This window comes from Aquitalea aquatica, assembly GCF_013911085.1.
GTDB lineage: Bacteria > Pseudomonadota > Gammaproteobacteria > Burkholderiales > Chromobacteriaceae > Aquitalea > Aquitalea aquatica.
The window spans coordinates 54,828-77,306 of record NZ_JACERN010000026.1 but is presented as its reverse complement, the minus strand read 5'-3'; the positions used below and the strand labels follow the sequence as shown (position 1 = coordinate 77,306).

The window sequence follows — 22,479 nt, the reverse complement described above, 5'->3', positions numbered from 1 at the left end:
TGTCACCCCGTTTGCGTGTCCTTAAAGAATGGCAGCCTTCAATTCGGCCACCAGACGGGTCAACCGCTCTTTGGCGGTTTGTTCTGTAGCCGCCTCGATTTCCTGCACCAGTCGGCTCCCCACCACCACGGCATCGGCCGTCACGGAGATGGCCTTGGCGGTGGCGGCATCGCGAATGCCGAAGCCTACGCCGATGGGAACCTGAATATGTGCTCTAAGGGCGGCAATTTTACGCGCTACATCGTCAATGTCCAGATTTCCTGCACCGGTGACGCCTTTCAGCGACACATAGTAGACATAACCACGGGCATGGCGGGCGATTTCACGCACCCGCGCTTCCGGCGTGGTCGGTGCAATCAGGAATACCGGGTCCAGATCCGCCGCAATCAGCGCCGCCGACAGTTCTGCCGCTTCTTCCGGCGGGCAGTCCACGGTCAGCACACCATCCACACCGGCAGCGTGGGCCTGTTCGGCAAAGGCGGTATAGCCCATGACAAACACCGGGTTGAGATAGCCCATCAACACTACCGGGGTGGTGGTATTGGTCTGGCGGAATTCGGCTACCAAGGCCAGCACATCGCGCAGGCCTACCTTGTGCACCAGCGCACGTTCGGACGCACGCTGGATCACCGGGCCATCGGCCATCGGATCGGAAAACGGTACCCCCAACTCGATGATGTCGGCACCACCATCCACCAGGCCGTGCATCAGCGCAACGGTCAGCGAGGGATGCGGGTCACCGGCAGTGATAAACGGGATCAGTGCTTTCTTGCCCTCCAGGGCAGCAAAACATGCAGCAATACGTGACATAAGCCTTCCTTCGCCTTGTTACAGCGTGATACCGGCCAGGCCGGCCACGGTATTGATGTCCTTGTCGCCACGCCCGGACAGATTCACCAGAATCACCTTGTCCTTGGCCATGGTCGGTGCCACCTTGGCAGCCCAGGCCAGCGCATGGCTGGATTCCAGTGCCGGGATGATGCCTTCCAGATGACAGCAATCGTGGAAGGCCGACAAGGCTTCCTTGTCGTCGATGGCGACGTATTCGGCGCGGCCGATATCCTTCAGATAGCTATGCTCCGGGCCAACACCGGGGTAATCCAGACCGGCCGATACCGAGTGTGTCTCGACAACCTGGCCATTGGCATCCTGCATCAGATAGCTCTTGGCACCGTGCAGCACGCCCACGCCGGCACCGCCGGACAGCGGCGCAGCGTGCATGCCGCTGGCAATGCCATGGCCACCGGCCTCGACACCCACCATGCGTACACCATCCACGCCGATATAGGGATAGAACATGCCGATGGCGTTGGAGCCGCCACCGACGCAGGCCACCACCACATCCGGCTGACGACCGGCCACTTCCGGCATCTGCTCCTTGGATTCCTCGCCGATCACCGACAGGAAGTCACGCACCATCATCGGATAGGGGTGCGGACCGGCCGCCGTACCCAGGATGTAAAAGGTGCTGTCGACATTGGTCACCCAGTCGCGCATGGCTTCGTTCAGCGCGTCTTTCAGGGTCTTGGAGCCGGACTCCACCGGTACCACGGTGGCACCCAGCAGCTTCATGCGGAAGACATTGGGCGACTGGCGCTTGATGTCCTCGGCGCCCATGTAGACAAAACATTCCATGCCATAACGGGCAGCCACGGTAGCGGTGGCGACGCCATGCTGACCGGCACCGGTTTCAGCAATCACCCGCTTCTTGCCCATGCGGCGGGCCAACAAAGCCTGACCGATGGCATTGCTGATCTTGTGTGCGCCGGTGTGGTTGAGGTCTTCGCGCTTGAAGAAAATCTGCGCACCGCCCAGTTGCTCCGACCAGCGCTTGGCGTGGTAGATGGGGCTGGGGCGGCCCACATAGTGTTTCAGCTCGTGGCGAAACTCTTCCCAGAAAGTCGGATCGGCCTTGACGCGCTCGTATTCGTTCTTGAGTTCGTCCAGTGCCGCCATCAAGGTTTCGGCAACATAGACGCCACCATACGGTCCAAAGTGGCCGTTTGCATCCGGAAGATCATACCGCTCCATGCCTTGCTCCTGATATGAACGCTGCCATTCTGGCAGCATCTTTGATTCCCTTGGCTGCTTCCACACCGCTGGAAACATCCACCGCCGCCGGCCGCACTGCGGCCACGGCTTGCTTGATATTCTGGTCGTCCAGCCCGCCGGACAAAATCAACGGCAGGGGCAGGTTTGCTGGCAGTAAAGTCCAGTCAAAGGTAGTACCGGTGCCGCCATGCGCGCCTTCGACAAAGGCGTCGGTGAGCAGGCCACGCGCGTCCGGGTATTGGGCGGCTGCCGCTGTCAGGTCTAGTCCGGGCTTCACCCGTACCGCCTTGAGATAGGGGCGCTGGAAAGAGCGGCAGAATGCAGCCGCCTCTTCACCATGAAATTGCAGGATGTCGATGCTGCAGTGCGCCAGCACCTCTTCCACCCACTCGCGCTCCGGGTTGACAAACAGCGCCACCACACTGACAAAAGGCGGCAAGGCGGCAATCACCGCCTGCGCTTGCACCAGGCTGACATTGCGCGGGCTTTTCGGATAAAACACCAGGCCGATGGCATCTGCGCCCAAGCGGGCGGCTTCTGCGCCATCCTCGGGCCGGGTAATGCCGCAAATCTTGATTCTGATGCTCACATCATCTCCACAGCGCCAGGCGGGCCGGCTCGGCCTGCGATGGCAATTGGTACTGTTCCGGATAACCGACCCCGGTCAGGTACAGCCCGTCCGGCATGAAGGTAGGCGGCGCACGGGTGCGGTCCGCTGCGGCCAGCAAAGCTTCAAGGTCAGCCGTTGTCAGACTACCCTTGCCCACATAAACCAGTGCACCAACGATATTGCGCACCATGTGGTGCAAGAAGGCATCGGCCAGCAGATCGAAACGGATCAGCCCACCCTCTTCGCTGATGGCCAGTTGCTGCAGGTTCTTGACCGGGCTTTTCGCCTGGCATTCCGCCGCACGGAAGCTGGAAAAATCATGCGAGCCCAGTAATACGGCGGCAGCCTGACGCATGGCCTCGACATCCAGCGGCTGGTGATACCAGCCTACCTTGCCTGCCAGCAGACAGGGACGGACCGGATGCGACAGCAGGAAATAGCTGTAGGAGCGCGAAAAGGCGGAAAAGCGGGCGTGAAAACCCTCATCTACCTCGCGTGCCCACACTACGGCCACCTCGGGCGGCAGATGGGCATTGACCCCGCGCACCCAGGCATTGAGCGGGCGCGTAATCTGGCTGTCGAAATGCACCACCTGCATGGCGGCGTGCACGCCAGCATCGGTACGGCCTGCGGCCAGGGTTGTTATGTCTTGTCCGGCGATCTGGCTTATAGCCTGGTTCAATCTGTCCTGGACGGTATTGCCATGCGGCTGAGTCTGCCAGCCGGAAAAGGCCCGGCCGTCATACTCGATGCCGAGCGCTATTCTCATGCCCACACCTTGCTTGCAACATCATCCGCTGCCGCAGCCTTGGCCGACAACAACGGACGCTAAAACGACAACTCTACCCTATCCAGCGGGGTTTACGCCATGCTGTCTTGCATGATCCGCCTGCTGGCTAGCGCCTGCTGCCACTGAAAAATCAGCCGTAGCGGAGTCCAATGCAAAACGGGGAAGCCTACGCTTCCCCGCTTGATACAGCCCACCCTGCATGGCTAGACGGTTTGGCCGGCTTCCTTCATCAGGGCTTCTGCCGTTTCCTTGTCGCCCATTTCCAGGTAAAGCTTGGCCAGTTCCATCTTGTCGTTGGCCTCGGATTGCGACTTGGCCTGCGACGTCGCGGCAGCTGGCGGCACCGGTGGATCGACCTTGACCGAAGCCGGCAGATCAGACAGGAAATCCATGCTTAACATGGGCTCGGGTGCCTGCTTGACCGCGTTTTCCAGTTCTTGCTCACCCAGCGAAGCAAAGGCATCCAGCCCACTCAAAGCCGGATTGGGCTCGGTGGCCGGCGGTAGTGGAGCGGGTCCGGCTGATGGTTTGTCGAGGAAATCCATGGCCAGCGGTGCTTCCGGCTCGGGCTCAAGCGCACCCAGCTCGGCAGCCAGATCCAGCGGCGGCATACGCTCTGGTTGAGATTGAGGTTGCGGCTCAGCGTCAGCTTCAGCACCCACTGGCGCTGCTGCCGAATTGACGCGTACCGCTTCCAGATTCAGCGGCGATGCCGCCACTACTGGCTTGGCATCAAACAGCGGATGCTCCGGTGCCAGCGTACGGCCCAATTCACAGACCCGCATCCACAAGGTGCTGTCCTTGCCGAAAATACCCCGTGCCGTGGTCGCTTCGGCAATGAAGCCGTCCTTATCCGGCTGCATGGCCAGTACTTCCAGCAATTTGTAGCGCAGATCCTGACGCATCGGTTCGCGTACTAAACCTTCGCGCAGGATTTCCAGTGCTTGGTCAATGCGACCGTAAGCCAGGTAAACCTCGGCTTCGGCAATCAGGTCAACCGAGGCCAGATCAATACCTTCACCGCGCTTGAGGCCACTCATCAACGTGGTCAACGGCCCCATGGTCAGCATGGATGCATTATCCGCAGCCGCCTTGCTCGCAGGCTTGTTGCCAGACTCAGCAGCCTTGCGCTGCCGCAGACGCTGCGCCACCAATAGCGCACCCAGGCCAACGGCAGCAGCTCCGCCGCCATACATCAACGCACCGCTGTTGCGTAGGCTGTCCAGCACATCATCCACCAGCGATGACGGTGGCGCTGCCTCGACAGCAGGTTTGGACGGCACGGCCGCCTTAACTGGCGAATGGACCGGTTCGGCGGGTTTGGCCGGCTGTGCAGCCGGAGCAGATGCAATAGCGGCTACGGGCTGGCTGGCAACGGCAGCAACGGCAGCTGCCGGCTGACTGGCTGCAGCAGCCACCGCGGGTTGACTCGCCACCACGCGGGTGTCACCGGCCGCCGTACTGGCTGCTGCTTTGGCAAGCTGCAGATTGCGGATCTTCTGTTCCAACTCCAAAGCTTTCTGCTGCGCCTGCAACAGGGCTTGGTCCTGCTTTTGCAGGATGGTTTTCAGGCGATCTTCCTGAGCCAGATCGGCCCCACCGGCCGCCACGGCCTTGACTGCAGTCACCTGAGGAGCCGAGGCCGCCACTTTGGCGGCGGGATGGGCCGTTTCGGCAACCGGCTTGTTCATGGGTTTGAGGGTGACGGCATCCGGCTTGGCCGGGGCTTTTGCTGCCGGTGGCGGTGTTTCTTGCGCAAGTGCTGACTGCTCGGCGGTCGCCTGGGCATGGCCTGCCGCCAGACGCCAGTCGGCCGGGTACTTCAAAGCCGCACCAGCGCGCAGGCGATTGACATCACCAGAGATGAAGGCATCCGGATTGCTGCGATACAGGCGCTTGGCAATATCAGCCTGGCTCCCCCCCCCCTTTACCCTGGCGGCGATCAGCGACAAGGTGTCACCATGCAGCACACGGTACACCTTCAGCGGCAGCACCTTCTCCGAAGCTGCGGCGCTCTTGCCTGCGCTGGCAGGATGGATGGCACGCTCTTCAACGGTATAACCATTGGGATCCAGCAGCAGATTGTAATGTTTCTGCGCATGGACATTGCCAGCCCCCACTTCCAGACGGAAAGCCAGCACCGGATCGGTCATTGGCTGGCTACTACGCAGTAACAGCATCGATTTGCCGGCTGGCGACTTGCTGATCTGGTGCGAGATGGAGGCAATCAGCTGCAACTGCTCGCCGTTGGGCGCGCCTTGCAGGCTATCGGCAGCCAGCGCCACCCGGACATTGTCCGTCTGCTTGACGGCAGTGCCGAACAATTCCAGCTCGGCCACCAGCGGCTCGCCTAATTTGGATTTGACCTTGAGTTCGCCCAAGCCAAGGCTGCTCAGGCGCGGCATCAAGTCTGGCGAAACAGCGGTTTTCTTTACCGTATCGTCGTGGACAGGCTGCTTATCCTTGCGCGACGGACCATCCCGCTGGTAATCAACTTCGAACTCACGCACCAGACGCCCAGCGGGCCAGCTCATTTCAACGGCAAAGCGCAACAGTGCTTCATCGAAATGGCTGGGGCCTTTGACCAGAATCTTCTGAATACCGCCGTCCGGCTTGCGAATGGCTGAAAACTTCAGCACCGGTGCCGACTGGCTATAAGTCGACACCAGAGGGTATTTGTTGCGATCAGCCAGGCTGACCAGCACATTCCCTTGCGGATCTTCGTCCACCACAGGAATTTCCGCTTCAAAAGGCTGACCTTCCGAAGACAGGACATGAATCGGCCCCAGGCCGGCCAAGGCCGATCCTGCAGAGCCCATGCCGGCCAACAAGATGGCGAGCAAGGTCATGCTATTTTTTGAAGCCATGATCCGGACTTCCCCGATTCCTGCTTAAGCAGGTTTTATTGCTAATGAACTACCCGGCTAAAACGTGTGCCATTCAATAGTAAAACCGACAATATTGCAAAACAGCGCGGCTGGCACCACAAAACTGGAGCTGACCGACCAGCTCAGCATCAATTGCTGATCTTGGTAAGCAAAGCCTGGGCTTCTTCTTTCAAACTTCCTTGTGCTTCTCCAACCAGATCCTGCAATACTTCCCTAGCTCCGTCACGGTCGCCCATGTCCAGATAAACTTTGGCAAGATCAAGTTTGGTGGATAAAGGATCATCCAGCAGGGTCATACCCTCGGCGACCGGCGCTGGTTCGGGTGCAGGTGCAGGTTCTGGTGCCATCACTGGAGCGGCGCTGGCTGCAGGCGTGGCCGGCGCAGCTGCCGACGTGGAGGCAACCATGTCTTCATACAGCGATTCGAAACCATCCGTACTGGCAGCCGAAGCCGGCAACTCAAGCGTGCCGGTTTCCGGCTGCCCATGATCGTCGGCAGCCACTTCAGCAGCCAGACCATCCAGATTGAAATCGAAATCCAGCAAATTGGTATCGGCCACTGCCGGCTCAGCCGGGCTTGGCGTAGACACTGGCTCGGCCAGCGGTGCGGCTGCCAGTTCGGCATCCAGATCAAAATCCAGCATATTTGCTTCCGCCACTGCAGGCGCGGACGCGGGGGCATCTTCTTCGAACAAGGCTGCACGCAAGGGGTCTGCTGCCGGCTCCGGCTCGAGTATTGGTGCTGGCGCTGGTGTCTCAGCCTGCAGATCGCCAAACAGTTCGCGATCCAGATCGATAATGCCGTCATCAACAGCGGCAGCACTTTCCACTGGAGCCGCATCTTCCGGCAACTGATACAGCGCATTGGCCGGATCAATACCCAGCCCCATCGCAGCTACCCTGGCCCAGGCCGGCCCCTTGCCATCGGTAGTGGCATGAAACTCGCGCGCCAGTTTCTCGAAATTGACAGCATCCGGGCGTGCGGCATACAGCTCAAGCAATTTCTGGCGGACTTCTTGCCGTGATGGATCCTTGGCCAGCGCATCCTTGAGGATTTCCTCGGCCTGCGCATCACGGCCGTAGGCCATATACACCTCGGCCTCGGCAACCGGATCAACTTCGGCCGCATCGATATCACCGGATGCCTGGGTGAAATTAGTCATGAAGGAATGACCACCACTGACCGTATGCGGACCACTACCTACGGCACCGCGCCCCAGCACCGCATTATTTGTCTGAGTGGACAGCTGCAGCGAGGAAGCGGCACCAGCCTTACGGCGGCGGGCAATCAGCGCTCCCAGCAAACCCAGCAGAGCGACTCCGCCCACGCCGCCGGCAACCAGCGGCAGGTTGTCAATCAGGCGATCCAGCATGGAGGGCTCGGGCGGTGGTGGCGGTGGTGCAATCGGCTTGTGTACCACGGCCGGCTTCGGTGCGGGAGCAGCTTCGGCAACCGGCATACTGGCCGGCTGCAGCGTTTCTGTCGCCGGCGTCGAGGCCGCTACGGATGCAGCGAGTTCGGCCTGCGGCTGGGAAGCCTGTGGCTTGCCGCTCTGCATGGCCTTGAGTTGCTGTTCGAGGGCCGAGATGCGGGCTTCGGCATCTTTCAGCGATTGCTCTCGCGCAGAAACCTGCTGTTCCAATACGGAAAGTTTGGGATTCGACTGCCCGGCCGGTGCATCCGGCGGCAGCACCTTGAGAACATCCCCACCCTGGCCGTGTGCTTGCGGCTTGGCATCGACCCCAGCCGGCGCAGCCGCGCCGTCTGGATGGAGGATGGCATTGACCCGCGCAGCAGACAGTGCCTTGATCTTGCTGGCAGGTGGAACTTTCAGGGTAACGCCTGACTTCAACGTGTTGGGATTGCCATCGCTGAAGGCATGCGGGTTGGCCTGCACCAGCGCGGCCATGGTCTGCTCCAGGGAGGCTCCCGGCGGCACGGCCTTGGCTGCCATACCACGCAAGGTAGAGCCGGCACGGGTCTGCAGTACTCCATGGCTGGCATTGCGCGCTGCCTTACCCGGCTTGCTCTGGTAGCGGCTGGACAGGTTGTCATCAGCGTAGCGCGGGACATCCTGCACGATGGATTTGGATTGCGGCGCGTTATAGCTGGCCGGATCAAGCAACACGGTATATTCGCGCACCGAACGGCCGGCACTGGTTTTGGCTTCTACGACAAACCGCAAATAGGGATCATTGATGGGAACCGCAGAACTAACGCGAATAACGGCGCCATTCGCTGCTGGAGCCACTTGAAAACGCAACGCCGACATAGTGCTGGCATAATCGACATTCAAGTCACGGAAGGTATCTGGACTGGCCAGGCCGATACGTGCGCCTTCCAGTTCGTTCGAGCGCACCCCAGTCAGCTCGATGTCCGCGTGAAAGGTTTCCCCCAGGAAGGATCGTACATTGATCCTGCCAAGTCCGGCCCATACATTTGCCGAGCAAACCACGGCTATGGCCAGTACGCTCAGCTTGAATTTTGCCTGATTATTCACAGTCTACCTTCCGGCACTTATTTATCTTGATCTTATTTCGCTCGGTTTGCCCGTCGCAGGCAAAGAGCTGGCAACTAGTGCCATCTTAGGCCCTAGCCAAGCTTTTAGCTAGATTACATAACAACAAAACCCCGGAAGAACCGGGGCTTTACATTTATTCAAACACACCTGCTTTATACATGGCCTCGGCAACCAGCACGCAATTCAATGCAGCTCCAACGCGGACATTATCTGCCGCCAACCAGAATTGAATGGTATTTCCCGTTTTACGCAAACGGCTGATCCATACTCCATCATTACCGGTTGCTTCCATCGGCGTAATATGGCCGCCATGCTGATCGGCCGTGACGCATTGCAATCCTGCCGCCACCAGGCGATTTTTGACTTGTACCAGATCAATATCGGCAGCGACTTCCAGGCTGACCGCCCAGGCGTGCCCAAAGAAAACCGGCACACGTACCGCAGTGGCCTCAATCGGCAATTGCGCTTGCTGCAGCAGGCGACGCAATTCCAGCACGATCGAACGCTCTTCCTCGGCCATACCGTCTTCATCCAGCGCACCGATCTGCGGCAGTACGTTAAAGGCGATACGCTTTTCAAATACGGTATTTTCCGATTCCCGCTGCGAGAACAGGGCAGTGGTTTGCTCGGCCAGTTCTTCCAGTGCCTTTTGGCCGCTACCGGAAACCGACTGGTAAGTCGCCACGGTCAGACGCTTGGGCTGCAAGGGCAGCAAGGGGCGCAGCGCCATGGCCAGCGGGGTGACCGTGCAATTGGGGACGGCAACCAGCGCACCGGCTTCCAGATCTTGCAGCTGGTCGCCATTGATCGACGGCACTACCAGCGGCACTTCGGCATCCAGGCGGAAGGCCGAACTGAAATCGATGACGGTGACGCCAGCGGCACGCGCTTGCGGTACGTATTCCCGCGCCACGCTGTCACCGGCAACAAAAATGGCCAGCGCCACATTCTCGAAACCGAACTCGTCCAGCTGACGAATATCCAGCTCCAGATTGCCATAGCTGACGGTAGACGCTTCATGCTCCGGGCCATCCACGGCAAACACCCGCTCCGCCGGGAACTGGCGCTGAGCCAGTAGTTCGAGAACAGATTGGCCAACCAGGCCAGCGGCACCTACCACAGCAAGCTGCATCATCCGAATAAATCCTTACATTCTTGGAAAAGGCTGATTGTACCTCAGCCAAAAGCAAAGGGCGCGTTAAGGCGCCCTTTGCAGTGTAGTCGATTCCGGCGACAGTCCGGTTAAAGCCTTACAACAATTTCAAGCCGAATCAACGCTCGATCAGGATACGCAGCATGCGGCGCAGCGGTTCGGCAGCGCCCCACAGCAGTTGATCACCGATCACGAAGGCGGACAGGTATTCGCCACCCATATTCAGCTTGCGCACGCGACCAACACCGACTTCCAGCCCGCCGGTAATGGCAGCCGGGGTCAGTTCCTTGACGCTGATTTCGCGATCGTTCGGCACCCACTTCACCCAGTCGTTGCCGGACTTGATGATGGCTTCGATTTCTTCCAGCGGCAGGTCTTTCTTCAGCTTCACGGTCAGTGCCAGGCTGTGGCAGCGCATGGCACCGATGCGCACGCACAGGCCATCCACCGGGATGATGGCTTCGTTGCCCAGAATCTTGTTGACTTCGGCCTGGCCCTTCCACTCTTCCTTGGACTGGCCGTTATCCAGCTGCTTGTCGATCCACGGGATCAGGCCACCGGCCAGCGGTGCGCCGAAGAATTCGGTCGGCACGTCTTCGCGGATGGCGGCAGCCACCTTGCGGTCGATCTCCAGAATGGCGGACGACGGGGTAGCCAGTTCGTCAGCCACGGCAGCGTGTACCGCGCCCATGCCCTTGATCAGTTCGCGCATGTGGTTGGCACCACCGCCGGACGCTGCCTGGTAGGTCATGGAGGAAACCCACTCCACCAAACCCTCACGGAACAGGCCGCCCATACCCATCAGCATGATGGAGTTGGTACAGTTGCCGCCGATGTAGTCTTTCACGCCCTTGGCCAGTGCGCTGTCGATCACGTTGCGGTTGACCGGGTCCAGCACGATGACCGCATCGTCGGCCATGCGCAGGGTGGAAGCCGCATCAATCCAGTAGCCAGTCCAGCCAGCGGCGCGCAGTTGCGGGTAGATGTCGCTGGTGTAGTCGCCGCCCTGACAGGTGACGATGGCGTCCATGGCCTTCAGTTCGTCGATGTTCTTGGCATCTTTCAATGCCGGTACGTCACGGCCGATGTCCGGGCCTTTGCCGCCGACATTGGAAGTGGTGAAGAACACCGGTTCGTTGATGACAGCGAAATCGTTCTCTTCACGCATACGTTGCATCAGCACGGAACCAACCATGCCACGCCAGCCTACAAAGCCTACTTTCACAGGTTTCTCCTGGGATCTGTCTCTAAAGTTGCGATTGGCCCGTCAACGCAAGCGTTAGCGGGCCAAGTATTTTTATTACTCCATTGTGCAGCGCGATAGCGACTGAGGCAATGGGGTCAACCCTATCCGGGTGAAGTTTTTTTTACAGCGCCGCCACTACTGCGTCACCCATGCCGGAGCAGCTGACTTTCTGGCAGCCTGCTTCGAAGATGTCGCCGGTGCGATAGCCTTGGGCCAGCACGGTCTTGACCGCATTTTCCACGCGCAAGGCGGCTTCTTCCTTGCCAAAGGTGTAGCGCAGCATCATGGCGGCGGACAGGATGGTCGCCAGTGGATTGGCCAGGTTCTTGCCGGCGATGTCCGGGGCGGAACCATGCGAAGGCTCGTACAGACCCTTGTTGTTCTGGTCCAGCGAGGCGGACGGCAGCATGCCGATGGAACCGGTGAGCATGGAGGCTTCGTCGGACAGGATGTCGCCAAAGATGTTGCCGGTCACCATCACGTCGAATTGCTTGGGGTTGCGCACCAGCTGCATGGCGGCGTTGTCCACATACATGTGGCTCAGCTCGACCTGCGGGTACTCGCGCGCCACGTCGATCATGATTTCTTTCCAGAACTCGGTGGTTTCCAGCACATTGGCCTTGTCCACGGAACACAGCTTCTTGTTGCGCTTCATGGCAATGCCGAAGGCAACGTGTGCGATGCGACGTACTTCGCTTTCGCTGTAGCGCATGGTGTTGAAGGCTTCACGTTCGCCCTGCTCGTTCACGCCCATGCCACGCGGCTGGCCAAAGTAAATGTCACCGGTCAGTTCGCGCACGATCATGATATCCAGACCCGACACCACTTCCGGCTTCAGCGTGGAGGCATTAGCCAGTTCCGGATACAGGATGGCCGGACGCAGGTTAGCAAACAGGTTCAGGTCCTTGCGGATGGCCAGCAGGCCGCGCTCCGGGCGCAGCGGGCGATCCAGCGTGTCGTATTGCGGGCCGCCAACCGCACCCAGCAATACGGCGTCGGCTGCACGACACAGCTTCTGGGTGAATTCCGGATACGGCACGCCATAGGCATCGTAGCCGGCACCGCCCAGTGGGGCCTCTTCCAGTTCGATCGGTAGGCCGTCCTGACGCAGCACATCCAGCACGCGACGTGCCTGGGCAATGATTTCCGGACCAATGCCGTCACCCGGCAATACGGCGATTTTCATGATTTATCCTTTGGTATCTCTAATGGCTTGTTTTTGAAATCTTCACGCTGCCCACAGCACGATCACGTCAACGGTAAAGCTGCCGTCGGACTCGATGGTGTAGTAATCGCGCACTTCCTGCCCGACAGACTGCTGCAACAGGCGAATAGCCTGGCGCATGGTTTCCGGGGTGCGCATGCGCGCCACCCACACGCCAAATTCCAGCCGCAGTTTTTGTCGTGTCACCTGCTGCACCTGCCAGCCGGCACCACTTAACGCTGCAAGCCATTCGGCCATGGCGTAGTTGTGCACATGGCTGGTATCGCGCAACACTTCCACCGCTTGCAGATAGGTATCCAGCAGTGGCTGACCGGGCGACATCACGTCGATGAAAGCCAGCTTGCCACCAGGCTTGAGCACCCGGCGCGCTTCGCGCAGCGCCAGACCCAGATCACCCCAGTGATGGGCGGAGTAACGGCTGAATACTAAGTCGAATTCGCCATCAGCAAACGGCAGCGACTCAGCCGCGCCCTGCTGCGTGGCGAGGGTGCGGAGGCCACGCGCTGCAGCCTCGTCCGCCACCACCTGCAGCATGCTGGCCGACAAGTCATAGGCCACCACGCTGGCGGCGTGTTCGGCAATCTGAAAGCTGACATGGCCAGCGCCGCAGCCCAGATCCAGCACCCGCGCCGCACCGTGTTCACGCACAGCTTGCTGTAGCTGGGCAAACTCCGCGCCCTGGGCGTGTACCTGGCTGTGCAGGTAGGCCGCGGCCTGGGAACCAAACTGCTGTTGGACGTGCTCTGCGTGTGCGCTCTGGCTCATGTCATTCTCCGGTTCAGGCCTGATGGAACAACCAGGGCTGGCTTTGGCGACGCGCCGCCTCGTAAGTCTTGATGGTGTCGGCGTGTTGCAGGGTGAGGCCGATTTCATCCAGACCACCCAGCAGGCAGTGCTTGCGGTGCTCGGTGATATCAAAGGCAAACGACTGGCCGGACGGGGTGGTGATGGTCTGCGCTGCCAGATCCACCGTCAGGCGGTAGCCTTCGCTGGCTTCGCATTCGCGGAACAGCTGGTCCACCACTTCAGCAGGCTGCACGATGGGCAACAGGCCGTTCTTGTAGCAGTTGTTGAAGAAGATGTCGGCAAAGCTGGGGGCAATCACCACGCGGAAGCCCTGGTCGTCCAGCGCCCACGGCGCGTGTTCGCGACTGGAACCACAGCCGAAGTTTTCACGCGCCAGCAGCACTTGCGCACCGGCATAGCGCGGAAAGTTGAGTACGAAGTCCGGATTGAGCGGACGCACGCTGTTGTCCATGCCCGGCTCACCGTGGTCCAGATAGCGCCATTCATCGAACAGGTTGGGGCCAAAGCCGGAGCGCTGGATCGACTTGAGAAACTGCTTGGGGATGATCGCGTCGGTATCGACATTGGCGCGATCAAGCGGGCACACCAGCCCGTCAAGTTTGTTGAATGCTTTCATGGGATTCTTTCCGCATCAGGCTGCCCTACTGGGCAGCGTTTTCGATGGCCTGTCCGGCCTTCTGGATGCCATGGCCAACAGCCTGGCCGCCTTGTTTCAGGTCTTCACCCGCGCCGTGTAAGGTATTGCAGGCAGACAGCAGAAGTGTCACCAACAGACTGAGTGCAATTTTTTTCATGGATGAATTCCTTTCGCAGAATTAAAGCTGACGGATGTCAACAAAATGACCGGTCACGCCCGCCGCCGCCGCCATGGCCGGGCTGACCAGATGGGTACGCCCCCCCTGCCCCTGACGGCCTTCGAAATTACGGTTGGAGGTAGAAGCGCAACGCTCGCCCGGTTGCAGACGGTCGGCATTCATGGCCAGACACATGGAGCAACCCGGCTCGCGCCATTCGAAACCTGCCGCGATGAAAATCTTGTCCAGCCCTTCGGCCTCGGCCTGCGCTTTCACCAGACCAGAACCCGGTACCACCAGGACCTGCTTCACGCTGGCCGCCTTGGTGCGGCCACGTGCCACGGCAGCAGCTTCGCGCAGGTCTTCGATACGGGAGTTGGTACAGGAACCGATAAACACGATGTCGACCGGAATCTCTTTCACCGGGGTATTGGCGGTCAGACCCATATAAGCCAGCGCGCGTTCAATACTACCCTTCTTGACCGGGTCGGCTTCGGCGGCCGGGTCCGGCACGCTGCCGTCGATGTCGGTGACCATTTCCGGCGAGGTACCCCAGGTCACTTGCGGCTTGATATCGCTGGCGTCCAACTCGACAACCGCGTCGAAGTGCGCGCCCTCGTCGGAATGCAGGGTGTTCCAGTAGGCCACGGCGGCATCCCAGTCGGCACCACTCGGTGCAAACGGACGGCCCTTGACGTAGTCGATGGTTTTTTCATCCACAGCGACCATGCCGGAACGAGCGCCGGCCTCGATGGCCATATTGCACAAGGTCATGCGGCCTTCCATCGACAGGCTGCGGATAGCCTCGCCACCAAATTCGATGGCATAGCCGGTGCCGCCTGCAGTGCCGATCTTGCCGATAATCGCCAGCGCCACATCCTTGCCGGTGATGCCAGCAGCCAACGGACCATTCACCTGCACCAGCATGTTCTTGGATTTCTTGGCTACCAGGCACTGGGTAGCCATGACGTGCTCGACTTCCGAGGTGCCAATGCCGTGTGCCAGTGCACCGAAAGCACCATGGGTGGAGGTATGGCTGTCGCCACAGACCACGGTCATACCCGGCAGGGTGGCGCCCTGCTCCGGCCCCATCACGTGCACGATGCCCTGGCCCTTGTCCTTGAACGGGAAGTAAGCCAACGCGCCGAAGGACTTGATATTGGCGTCCAGGGTTTCCACCTGCTGGCGCGAGATCGGGTCCTTGATGCCTTCGTCCCAGTGATCGGTCGGGGTATTGTGGTCAGCGGTGGATACTACCGAGTCCACGCGCCACAGGCCGCGGCCGGCCAGCTTCAGGCCTTCGAAAGCTTGCGGGCTGGTCACTTCGTGTACCAGGTGGCGATCGATATAGAGAAGTACGGTACCGTCGGCCTCTTCCCGCACTACATGGCTGGACCAGAGCTTGTCGTAAAGAGTTTGTGCTGTCATGGCTTCCTGCTCGTGAAATGGCGGTGCTAAAACCGCCGGTTTGCCGGATACAAGGCAGCCATTCTGTCACGCTCTACTCTGCGGCTACAAGGCTGTCCTGACCGCCTTGGCCGCTGTGCGCCACAGAATGCTGACTACTGTTGGCACACATCATCGCGCAGCTTTTTTCCTAGTACAAGATAAGCATTTATACTAGTACTAACACTACTACGTTAAATAGCAGGACAAGCCAAGGAATCCGCATGAGCCAGAGCAAGACCACCAGCCCGCTGGGCGAATTCATCCGCGCCCACCGTGAACGGGTCAGCCCGCAACAGGCAGGCCTGCCGATGGGCAGCCGACGCCGCGCCAAGGGCCTGCGACGCGAGGAGGTAGCGGCACTGTGCGGCATCAGCCCCACCTGGCTGACCTGGATTGAGCAGGGCCGTAGCCAGTCGGTATCGGCCCCCACGCTGTCACGACTGGCCGATGCCCTGCTGCTGACCCATGCCGAGCGCGATTACCTGTTCAAACTGGCCGGACTGAAAAACCCACAGGAACGCCCGGCCGAGCGCAATCCGCAAGCACGGGAGGCACTGGCCACGGCGGTCGAAGTGATCGCGAGCCCCGCCTATGTGCTGGATGGCAACTGGAATGCGCTGGCCTGGAATGCCCTGGCGCAGGATTTGTTCTGCGGCTGGCTGGACCAGCCGCTGGCGCGACACAATCTGCTGGATTTCATGTTCCTGCAACCAGCCTCGCGACAACTGGTGGAAGACTGGCCAACCCGCGCCAGACGCATGGTGGCGGAGTTTCGCGCCGATGCCGGAGAACGGCTGGAAGAAAGCACCATCCAGCAATGGGTGGACACACTGCGGCTGGGCAGTGCGGAATTCGACAGCCTGTGGCAACAGCACGATGTACAAGGCCGCGAAGGGGGTGAGCGCGCCTTCAACCATCCACAGCGCGGCCGACTGATCTATCAGCAGCTGACTCTGAATCTGGCAGCCTCGCCCGAACTGAAGCTCATCATGCTGCTGCAGTAAGCCGCGCCGCCTGTGGCCGCAAATAGCGCCAGCACAGCAGCGCACCCAACGCCGCCGCCAGCACCGACATGCCAAAGGTGGGCAACATGCCACCATGCGGCCACAACACGCCGCCAACCAGCCCACCGGTGCTGCCACCGATGCCGAAGGAGGCAATGATGTACAGCCCCTGCGCCCGCCCCTGATGCTGCTCGGCGAAAAAGCGGTGAATCAGGCCCACAGACGTTGCGTGATGCAGGCCGAAAGTCAGCGCGTGCATGCTTTGCGCCAGTACTGCCCATGCGGGATGGTCGACCACCGTGGCAATCAGCAGGAAGCGCAGCACCGCAGTCAGCAAGGACGCCAGCATCAGCCGCTCCAGCGAAAAGCGCCCCATGATGCGCGGCATCAACAGGAATACCAGGATTTCACTGATTACCCCCACCGACCACAACAGGCCGATGGCACCCTTATCGTAACCAGCATGGCGCAGGCCAATGGAATAGAAGGTGTAGTAAGGCCCGTGCGCATACGCCATCAGAAAGCAGCAGCCAAACAGGGCCAGCACCTTGGGCTGGCGCAGCGTGTGCCAGATGGGAGCCGCGGCAGTCTGCTGGCGCTGCGCAGCCACATCCGGCACATACCAGCCTGCCAGCACAATCAGCACCAGCAAGAACAACAGCGCCCACGGCAGATTGGCCAGATGGATCAGGTCGAGCACATAGCCGCCCACCATCGACAGGCAGACAAAACCGATGGACCCCCACACCCGCACCCGGCTGTAGCGCCCCGGCTGCGCCCGTGTCAGGTAAGCGGTACTGGCCTCGACCAGTGGCAGTGCACCAGCCCAGAAGAAGTGCGATACCGCCAGACTGATGAAAATCCACCAGAAGCCCTGCCCCAGGCCGACAAAGGCAAAAGCCAGCGCCGAACACAGCGAGGTGCTGATGATAATCGCCCGGCGACGCCCCTGGCGGTCGGCCAGCCAACCCCAGAATCCGGGCGCGGCAATACGTGCCAGCGTGGACAGGGCCATCAGCACGGAAATCTGCAAGGCAGAGAAAGACAAAGACTCCAGGTACAGCCCCCAAAACGGCCCGAACAAGCCCTGAAAGGCGAAATAGGCAAAATAGAACAGCGCAAACGGTCGCAGCGAAGGGGTGGCAACACCGGAAACAGCAGATGGAGCAGACATCAGACCACAATCAGACAGGCAACACACCATACCCACCGGGCATGATGTGCTTGGGATTACAGGGTGCCCTTGAAGCGCGAGATATCGCGCCGGGCTTTCTTGGTGGGACGGCCATCGCCATGCGGGAAACTGGCATGCTCGGCCTTGAGCAGCAGCATGCGCTCCTCGCGTGCCTGCCGTCCCGCCTCGTCCTCACGGTATAACAGCACCGCCTCTTTGGCCGGACGACGCTGGGTGGCCAGTTGCAGCACGGTGACATGATATTCCAGCTGGTTGATACGCAGCAGCAGCTCATCGCCCTCACGCACAATGCGCGAAGCCTTGACCCGCTCGCCGCCCACCAGCACCCGCCCCAGCTCCAGCGCCTCGTGCGCCAGTTGGCGCGTTTTGTAAAAGCGGGCAGCCCACAGCCATTTGTCCAGCCGTACCTTGTCGTCGTCTTCCGCCTGGGTTTGCCGACTCATGCGGACACCGTCCAGTCGGCAGTCACCAGGCCATCCAGCTGTGCCTGCACGACATCTCCCGGCTGCAAGGCAGCCACGCCCTGCGGGGTGCCGGTATAAATCAGGTCACCTTCGTTCAGCCCATAAACTTGCGACAGATAACTGATGATGGTGGCCAGCGGAAACAGCAGCAGGCTGGTATCCCCGCGCTGGCGGATAGCACCATTCACTTGCAGGCTGAAGGTAAACGGCTGGCCGGCAGCGACTGACTCAGCCGCGACAAAGTCCGACACGCAGGCCGCATGGCGAAAACCCTTGGCCTTGGTCCACGGCTTGCCGCCTTTTTTGGCCTCGCTCTGTACATCGCGCGCCGTCAGGTCCAGACCAATACCGAGGCCGGTAATGTGGGACAAGGCGTCTACTTCGGGAATGTCATTGCCACCCTTGCCAATCAGCAGCACCAGCTCACACTCATGGTGAACATCTGCAGAATAGGCAGGCAGCACGATGTCCTGCCCGCTCAGCGTAAGAGCGGAAGTGGGCTTGAGAAACACCAGCGGTTCTTCTTCCTGCTGATTGCCCAGTTCGGCCACATGGGCGGCGTAATTGCGCCCGATGCAGAAAATATTGCCGACATGCTGCTCGACACCATCCAGTCTGACCACTGCCATAGTGAAATTCTCCCAATTCAGGCCATCGATTATCCCAGATGTAGCCGCATTTGGGGCAATGCGACATTTATCCTTTTGTCATTTTGGCCGTGTAGTCTGTTAGCATGTAGCACTATGTCGTTTCTGCCGGTACTACCGGACTGTAGCAGCAGGGGGACATACTTTAGGGCAATTGGGTTAAGGACATGGACATGATTTGTGCATTGCCGCAACAGCCCTTCCCTCGCTGTGGATTTTTTCCATCCGGCCTACCTTCACCCGGTGAAAATGTCATACAGTCCTGTTACAGTCAGCGAGTACCCCCTGGCGGCGGCCCCCCCGACCAGCCAGGGCAGGACGTATCCATCCACCTCTCACGGCATGTTAAGGAGATTTACCTTGACTCAGGACACGACCACATCCCTGGAGAGCTTCTTCTCCAGCCTCTCCGAGGCCAATCAGCAGTGGATGCAGCAGTTTGTCAATTCGATGACCGCAGGCATGCCGCTGGACGCGGCAGCCAATCCGATTTCCGGTGCCTGGAACCAGATGGTGAACAACACCAATCAACTACTGGCCATGCAAACCAATCTGTACCAGCAACAGATGAATATGTGGATGCAGTTTCTGGGCCAGAAGGCTCCCGCTGCAGGCGCTGCACCAGCAGCACCCACCGGTGACCGCCGCTTCTCCGCACCGGAATGGAATGAGCATCCCTTCTACAGTTTCCTCAAGCAAAGCTATCTGCAAACATCCAAATGGATGACCGAGCTGGTCGACCAATCCCAGCTGGAAGAAGAATCCAAGGAAAAGCTGGCTTTTGCCACCCGCCAATATCTGGACGCGATGGCCCCCACCAACTTCATGCTGACCAACCCGGAAGTGATCAAGCGGGCGCTGGAAACCAAGGGCGAAAGCCTGGTAGAAGGCATGAAGAACATGGCCGACGATTTCCAGAAGGGCCATATCTCGATGTCGGACGAAAGCAAGTTCGAGATCGGCAAGAATATCGCCACCACCCCTGGCGAAGTGGTGTTCCGCAATGAGCTGATCGAACTGATCCAGTACACCCCGACCACCACCGAAGTGTACGAAAAGCCGCTGCTGATCGTACCGCCCTGCATCAACAAGTACTACCTGATGGACCTGCAGCCGGACAACTCCATGGTGCGTCACTTTGTCGCCCAGGGTTACAAGGTCTTCCTGATCAGCTGGCGTTCTGCCGTCCCGGAAATGAAGCATTTCACCTGGGAAAGCTATATCGAGAAGGGCGTGATTGCGGCGGCAGAAACCGTGAAGAAAATCACCAAGCAGCCCAGCATGAACGCACTGGGCTTCTGTGTCGGTGGCGTCATCCTCAATACCTCGCTGTGTGTCATGCAGGCCAAGGGGATCAAGCTGATCGACAGCGCCACCTTCATGACCTCGCTGATCGACCACGAAGATCCGGGTGAGATCAAGGTCTTCATCGATGACAAGCTGGTACAGAGCCGCGAGGCCAAGCTGGCCCATGGCGGCATTATCAGCGGCAAGGAAATCGGCCGTACCTTTGCCAGTCTGCGCGCCAACGATCTGGTGTGGAACTATGTGGTCAACAACTACCTGATGGGCAAGACTCCGGCTCCGTTCGATCTCTTGTACTGGAACAACGACGCAGTCGACCTGCCGCTGCCGATGCATACCTTCTTCCTGCGCCAGTTCTACCTGAACAATGCACTGGTGAAGAAAAATGCCATCACCCTGTGCGACGTACCCATCGACATCAGCAAGCTGGACATCCCGCTGTACGTGTTCGCTGCACGCGAAGACCACATCGTACCGTGGAAATCGGCTTTCTCCGGCATCAAGTACCTGACCGGTGCCCCGTCGCGCCGCTTCGTGCTGGGCGCATCCGGCCACATCGCTGGCTCCATCAACCCGGTGACCAAGGACAAGCGCAACTACTGGGTGAATGAAAACCTGGTAGACGACCCGGAAGCCTGGCTGGAAGGCGCGGAAAGCCGCCCGGGTAGCTGGTGGAAAGACTGGGACAACTGGCTTGCTCCGCAATCCGGCAAAAAGGTTGCCGCCCCCAAGACTGCCGGCAGCAAGGAATTCCCGGCACTGGTGGCTGCACCTGGCACTTACGTCCTGGCCAAGGCCATGCCCAGCACGGTAGCCAGCCTGCAATAATCACCTGATGCCCGGCGCATGAACGCCGGGCACTGGCTCCAGACAGGGGCCACCCCACCCCAAAACCATAACGGAGAATTAACTATGCAAGATGTCGTAATTGTTGCAGCCCTGCGTACTGCCGTAGGCAGCTTTGGTGGTGCACTGGCCAAGGTTCCGGCTCCGGAACTGGGCGCGACCGTCATCAAGGGCCTGCTGGCCCAGACCGGCGTCAAGCCGGAAGACGTCAGCGAAGTCATTCTGGGTCAGGTGCTTACCGCCGGTGCAGGCCAGAACCCGGCACGCCAGGCTCTGATCAAGGCCGGCCTGCCCATCTCCACCCCGGCCTCCACCCTCAATGTAGTTTGCGGCTCCGGCCTGCGCGCCGTGCATCTGGCCGCTCAGGCCATTGCCAATGGCGATGCCGAAATCGTGATTGCCGGTGGCCAGGAAAGCATGTCGCTGTCGCCGCACATCCTGCCGGGTTCGCGTGATGGTTTCCGCATGGGCAATGCCCAACTGGTGGACACCATGGTGGCCGACGGCCTGACCGATGCCTACAACCAGTACCACATGGGCATCACTGCCGAAAACGTGGCCGAAAAATACGGCATCAGCCGCGAAGAGCAGGACGCGCTGGCACTGGCCTCGCAAAACCGCGCTGAAGCCGCCCAGAAAGCTGGCAAGTTCAAGGACGAAATCGTTCCGGTACTGGTACCGCAGCGCAAGGGTGATCCGGTGGCAGTTGATGCCGACGAATACATCAAGGCCGGTACCACGGCCGAGACCCTGGCCAAACTGCGCCCGGCCTTCAAGAAAGATGGCACCGTCACCGCCGGCAACGCCTCCGGCATCAATGATGGCGCTGCCGCCGTCATGCTGATGACGGCAGCCAAGGCCGACCAACTGGGCCTGAAGCCGCTGGCGGTGATTCGTGGTTATGCCCTCACCGGCTGCGCCCCGGAAATCATGGGTATCGGCCCGGTTGCCGCCACTCGCAAGGCCGTGGAGAAAGCTGGCTGGACTGTCGAGCAACTGGATCTGGTAGAAGCCAACGAAGCCTTTGCTGCACAAGCACTGGGTGTAGCGCGTGAACTGGGCTGGTCTGCCGACAAGGTGAACGTCAACGGTGGAGCCATTGCACTGGGCCACCCGATTGGCGCATCCGGCTGCCGCGTACTGGTTACCCTGCTGCACGAAATGCAGCGTCGCGATGCCAAGAAAGGCCTGGCTACCCTGTGTATCGGTGGCGGCATGGGTGTTGCACTGGCAGTGGAACGTCCGTAAGCTACATAAACTGCACTTGCCGTACCAACAAACCGGGTGCACTGCCCGGTTTTTTCATGGATGGCCCGCCCGCAAAAAAGCCCCGGCACACTGGCCGGGGCAGGTTCGGTCAACCGCCCTGCTGGCTGACCGAGGTGGAGACTTCACACCACCAGGCAATCCACTCTGCGGCACTGCCTGGGAGGTTTTTTCAGCATAGATGGGGGCAAGAAATTTCCCAGCGCAATATAACCG

At 60.0% G+C, this 22,479-nt stretch carries 19 protein-coding genes; 4 read left to right on the top strand and 15 right to left on the bottom strand.

The window, feature by feature from the left end; genetic code table 11:
• Nucleotides 1-21: 21 nt before the first annotated feature.
• The 11 genes from trpA to leuD all read right to left on the bottom strand — a co-directional run bounded on the left by trpA (nt 22) and on the right by leuD (nt 13,909).
• Nucleotides 22-810, bottom strand: a complete 789-nt coding sequence (trpA, locus tag H2Z84_RS09915) for a tryptophan synthase subunit alpha (RefSeq protein WP_103525078.1) — start codon at nt 808-810, stop codon at nt 22-24.
• A gap of 18 nt (nt 811-828) precedes the next feature.
• The gene (trpB, locus tag H2Z84_RS09910) at nt 829-2,031 is read right to left on the bottom strand and encodes a tryptophan synthase subunit beta (RefSeq protein WP_181835857.1); all 1,203 of its coding nucleotides are present in this window, start codon (nt 2,029-2,031) and stop codon (nt 829-831) included.
• Nucleotides 2,018-2,641, bottom strand: a complete 624-nt coding sequence (locus tag H2Z84_RS09905; protein WP_181835856.1) for a phosphoribosylanthranilate isomerase — start codon at nt 2,639-2,641, stop codon at nt 2,018-2,020. The genes trpB and H2Z84_RS09905 overlap by 14 nt, the downstream gene beginning before the upstream one ends.
• 1 nt (nt 2,642) lies before the next feature.
• A complete protein-coding gene (truA, locus tag H2Z84_RS09900; RefSeq protein WP_181835855.1) occupies nt 2,643-3,431 on the bottom strand; it encodes a tRNA pseudouridine(38-40) synthase TruA in 789 nt (262 codons plus the stop codon).
• A 224-nt stretch (nt 3,432-3,655) separates the two neighbouring features.
• Entirely contained in the window at nt 3,656-6,319 is a 2,664-nt protein-coding gene (locus H2Z84_RS09895; protein WP_181835854.1) for a FimV/HubP-related protein, read from the bottom strand.
• 149 nt (nt 6,320-6,468) lie between these two features.
• Entirely contained in the window at nt 6,469-8,841 is a 2,373-nt protein-coding gene (locus H2Z84_RS09890; protein WP_181835853.1) for a motility hub landmark protein FimV, read from the bottom strand.
• A 154-nt stretch (nt 8,842-8,995) separates the two neighbouring features.
• Complete coding sequence (locus H2Z84_RS09885) at nt 8,996-9,997, bottom strand: aspartate-semialdehyde dehydrogenase (protein WP_181835852.1); 1,002 nt, start codon at nt 9,995-9,997, stop codon at nt 8,996-8,998.
• 136 nt (nt 9,998-10,133) lie between these two features.
• The gene (gene asd / locus H2Z84_RS09880; RefSeq protein WP_181835851.1) at nt 10,134-11,240 is read right to left on the bottom strand and encodes an aspartate-semialdehyde dehydrogenase; all 1,107 of its coding nucleotides are present in this window, start codon (nt 11,238-11,240) and stop codon (nt 10,134-10,136) included.
• 142 nt (nt 11,241-11,382) lie between these two features.
• A complete protein-coding gene (gene leuB, locus H2Z84_RS09875; RefSeq protein ID WP_181835850.1) occupies nt 11,383-12,447 on the bottom strand; it encodes a 3-isopropylmalate dehydrogenase in 1,065 nt (354 codons plus the stop codon).
• A gap of 42 nt (nt 12,448-12,489) precedes the next feature.
• Entirely contained in the window at nt 12,490-13,251 is a 762-nt protein-coding gene (locus H2Z84_RS09870; protein WP_181835849.1) for a class I SAM-dependent methyltransferase, read from the bottom strand.
• Between the two features lie 13 nt (nt 13,252-13,264).
• Nucleotides 13,265-13,909, bottom strand: coding sequence for a 3-isopropylmalate dehydratase small subunit (gene leuD, locus H2Z84_RS09865; RefSeq protein WP_181835848.1), 645 nt, complete (start codon nt 13,907-13,909; stop codon nt 13,265-13,267).
• Between leuD and H2Z84_RS21295 the strand changes: the two genes are divergently transcribed.
• Complete coding sequence (locus tag H2Z84_RS21295; protein ID WP_258869358.1) at nt 13,908-14,030, top strand: hypothetical protein; 123 nt, start codon at nt 13,908-13,910, stop codon at nt 14,028-14,030. The genes leuD and H2Z84_RS21295 overlap by 2 nt on opposite strands.
• 78 nt (nt 14,031-14,108) lie before the next feature.
• Here H2Z84_RS21295 and leuC read toward each other — a convergent pair whose 3' ends face one another.
• On the bottom strand, nt 14,109-15,515 hold the full coding sequence (gene leuC / locus H2Z84_RS09860; protein WP_181835847.1) for a 3-isopropylmalate dehydratase large subunit: 1,407 nt from the start codon (nt 15,513-15,515) through the stop codon (nt 14,109-14,111).
• Nucleotides 15,516-15,757: 242 nt separating this feature from the next.
• Between leuC and H2Z84_RS09855 the strand changes: the two genes are divergently transcribed.
• Complete coding sequence (locus H2Z84_RS09855) at nt 15,758-16,540, top strand: helix-turn-helix transcriptional regulator (protein WP_181835846.1); 783 nt, start codon at nt 15,758-15,760, stop codon at nt 16,538-16,540.
• On the opposite strand, the gene H2Z84_RS09850 is transcribed toward H2Z84_RS09855, so the two are convergent.
• Genes H2Z84_RS09850 through H2Z84_RS09840 form a run of 3 tightly spaced genes read right to left on the bottom strand, consistent with a single transcriptional unit; the run spans nt 16,524 to nt 18,828 of the window.
• Nucleotides 16,524-17,714 carry an MFS transporter gene (locus H2Z84_RS09850; protein WP_181835845.1) on the bottom strand — a complete coding sequence of 397 codons (1,191 nt, stop codon included), beginning with the start codon at nt 17,712-17,714 and terminating at the stop codon, nt 16,524-16,526. The genes H2Z84_RS09855 and H2Z84_RS09850 overlap by 17 nt on opposite strands.
• 56 nt (nt 17,715-17,770) lie before the next feature.
• Nucleotides 17,771-18,178, bottom strand: coding sequence for an RNA-binding S4 domain-containing protein (locus tag H2Z84_RS09845; RefSeq protein ID WP_181835844.1), 408 nt, complete (start codon nt 18,176-18,178; stop codon nt 17,771-17,773).
• A complete protein-coding gene (locus H2Z84_RS09840; RefSeq protein ID WP_181835843.1) occupies nt 18,175-18,828 on the bottom strand; it encodes a fumarylacetoacetate hydrolase family protein in 654 nt (217 codons plus the stop codon). The genes H2Z84_RS09845 and H2Z84_RS09840 overlap by 4 nt, the downstream gene beginning before the upstream one ends.
• A 447-nt stretch (nt 18,829-19,275) precedes the next feature.
• Here H2Z84_RS09840 and H2Z84_RS09835 point away from each other — a divergent pair, with 447 nt between their 5' ends.
• Both H2Z84_RS09835 and H2Z84_RS09830 read left to right on the top strand, forming a co-directional pair.
• Nucleotides 19,276-20,979 (top strand): PHA/PHB synthase family protein, encoded by a 1,704-nt coding sequence (locus H2Z84_RS09835; protein ID WP_439823302.1) that lies wholly within the window; start codon nt 19,276-19,278, stop codon nt 20,977-20,979.
• 84 nt (nt 20,980-21,063) lie between these two features.
• On the top strand, nt 21,064-22,245 hold the full coding sequence (locus H2Z84_RS09830) for an acetyl-CoA C-acetyltransferase (RefSeq protein ID WP_103525060.1): 1,182 nt from the start codon (nt 21,064-21,066) through the stop codon (nt 22,243-22,245).
• Nucleotides 22,246-22,479: the final 234 nt, after the last annotated feature.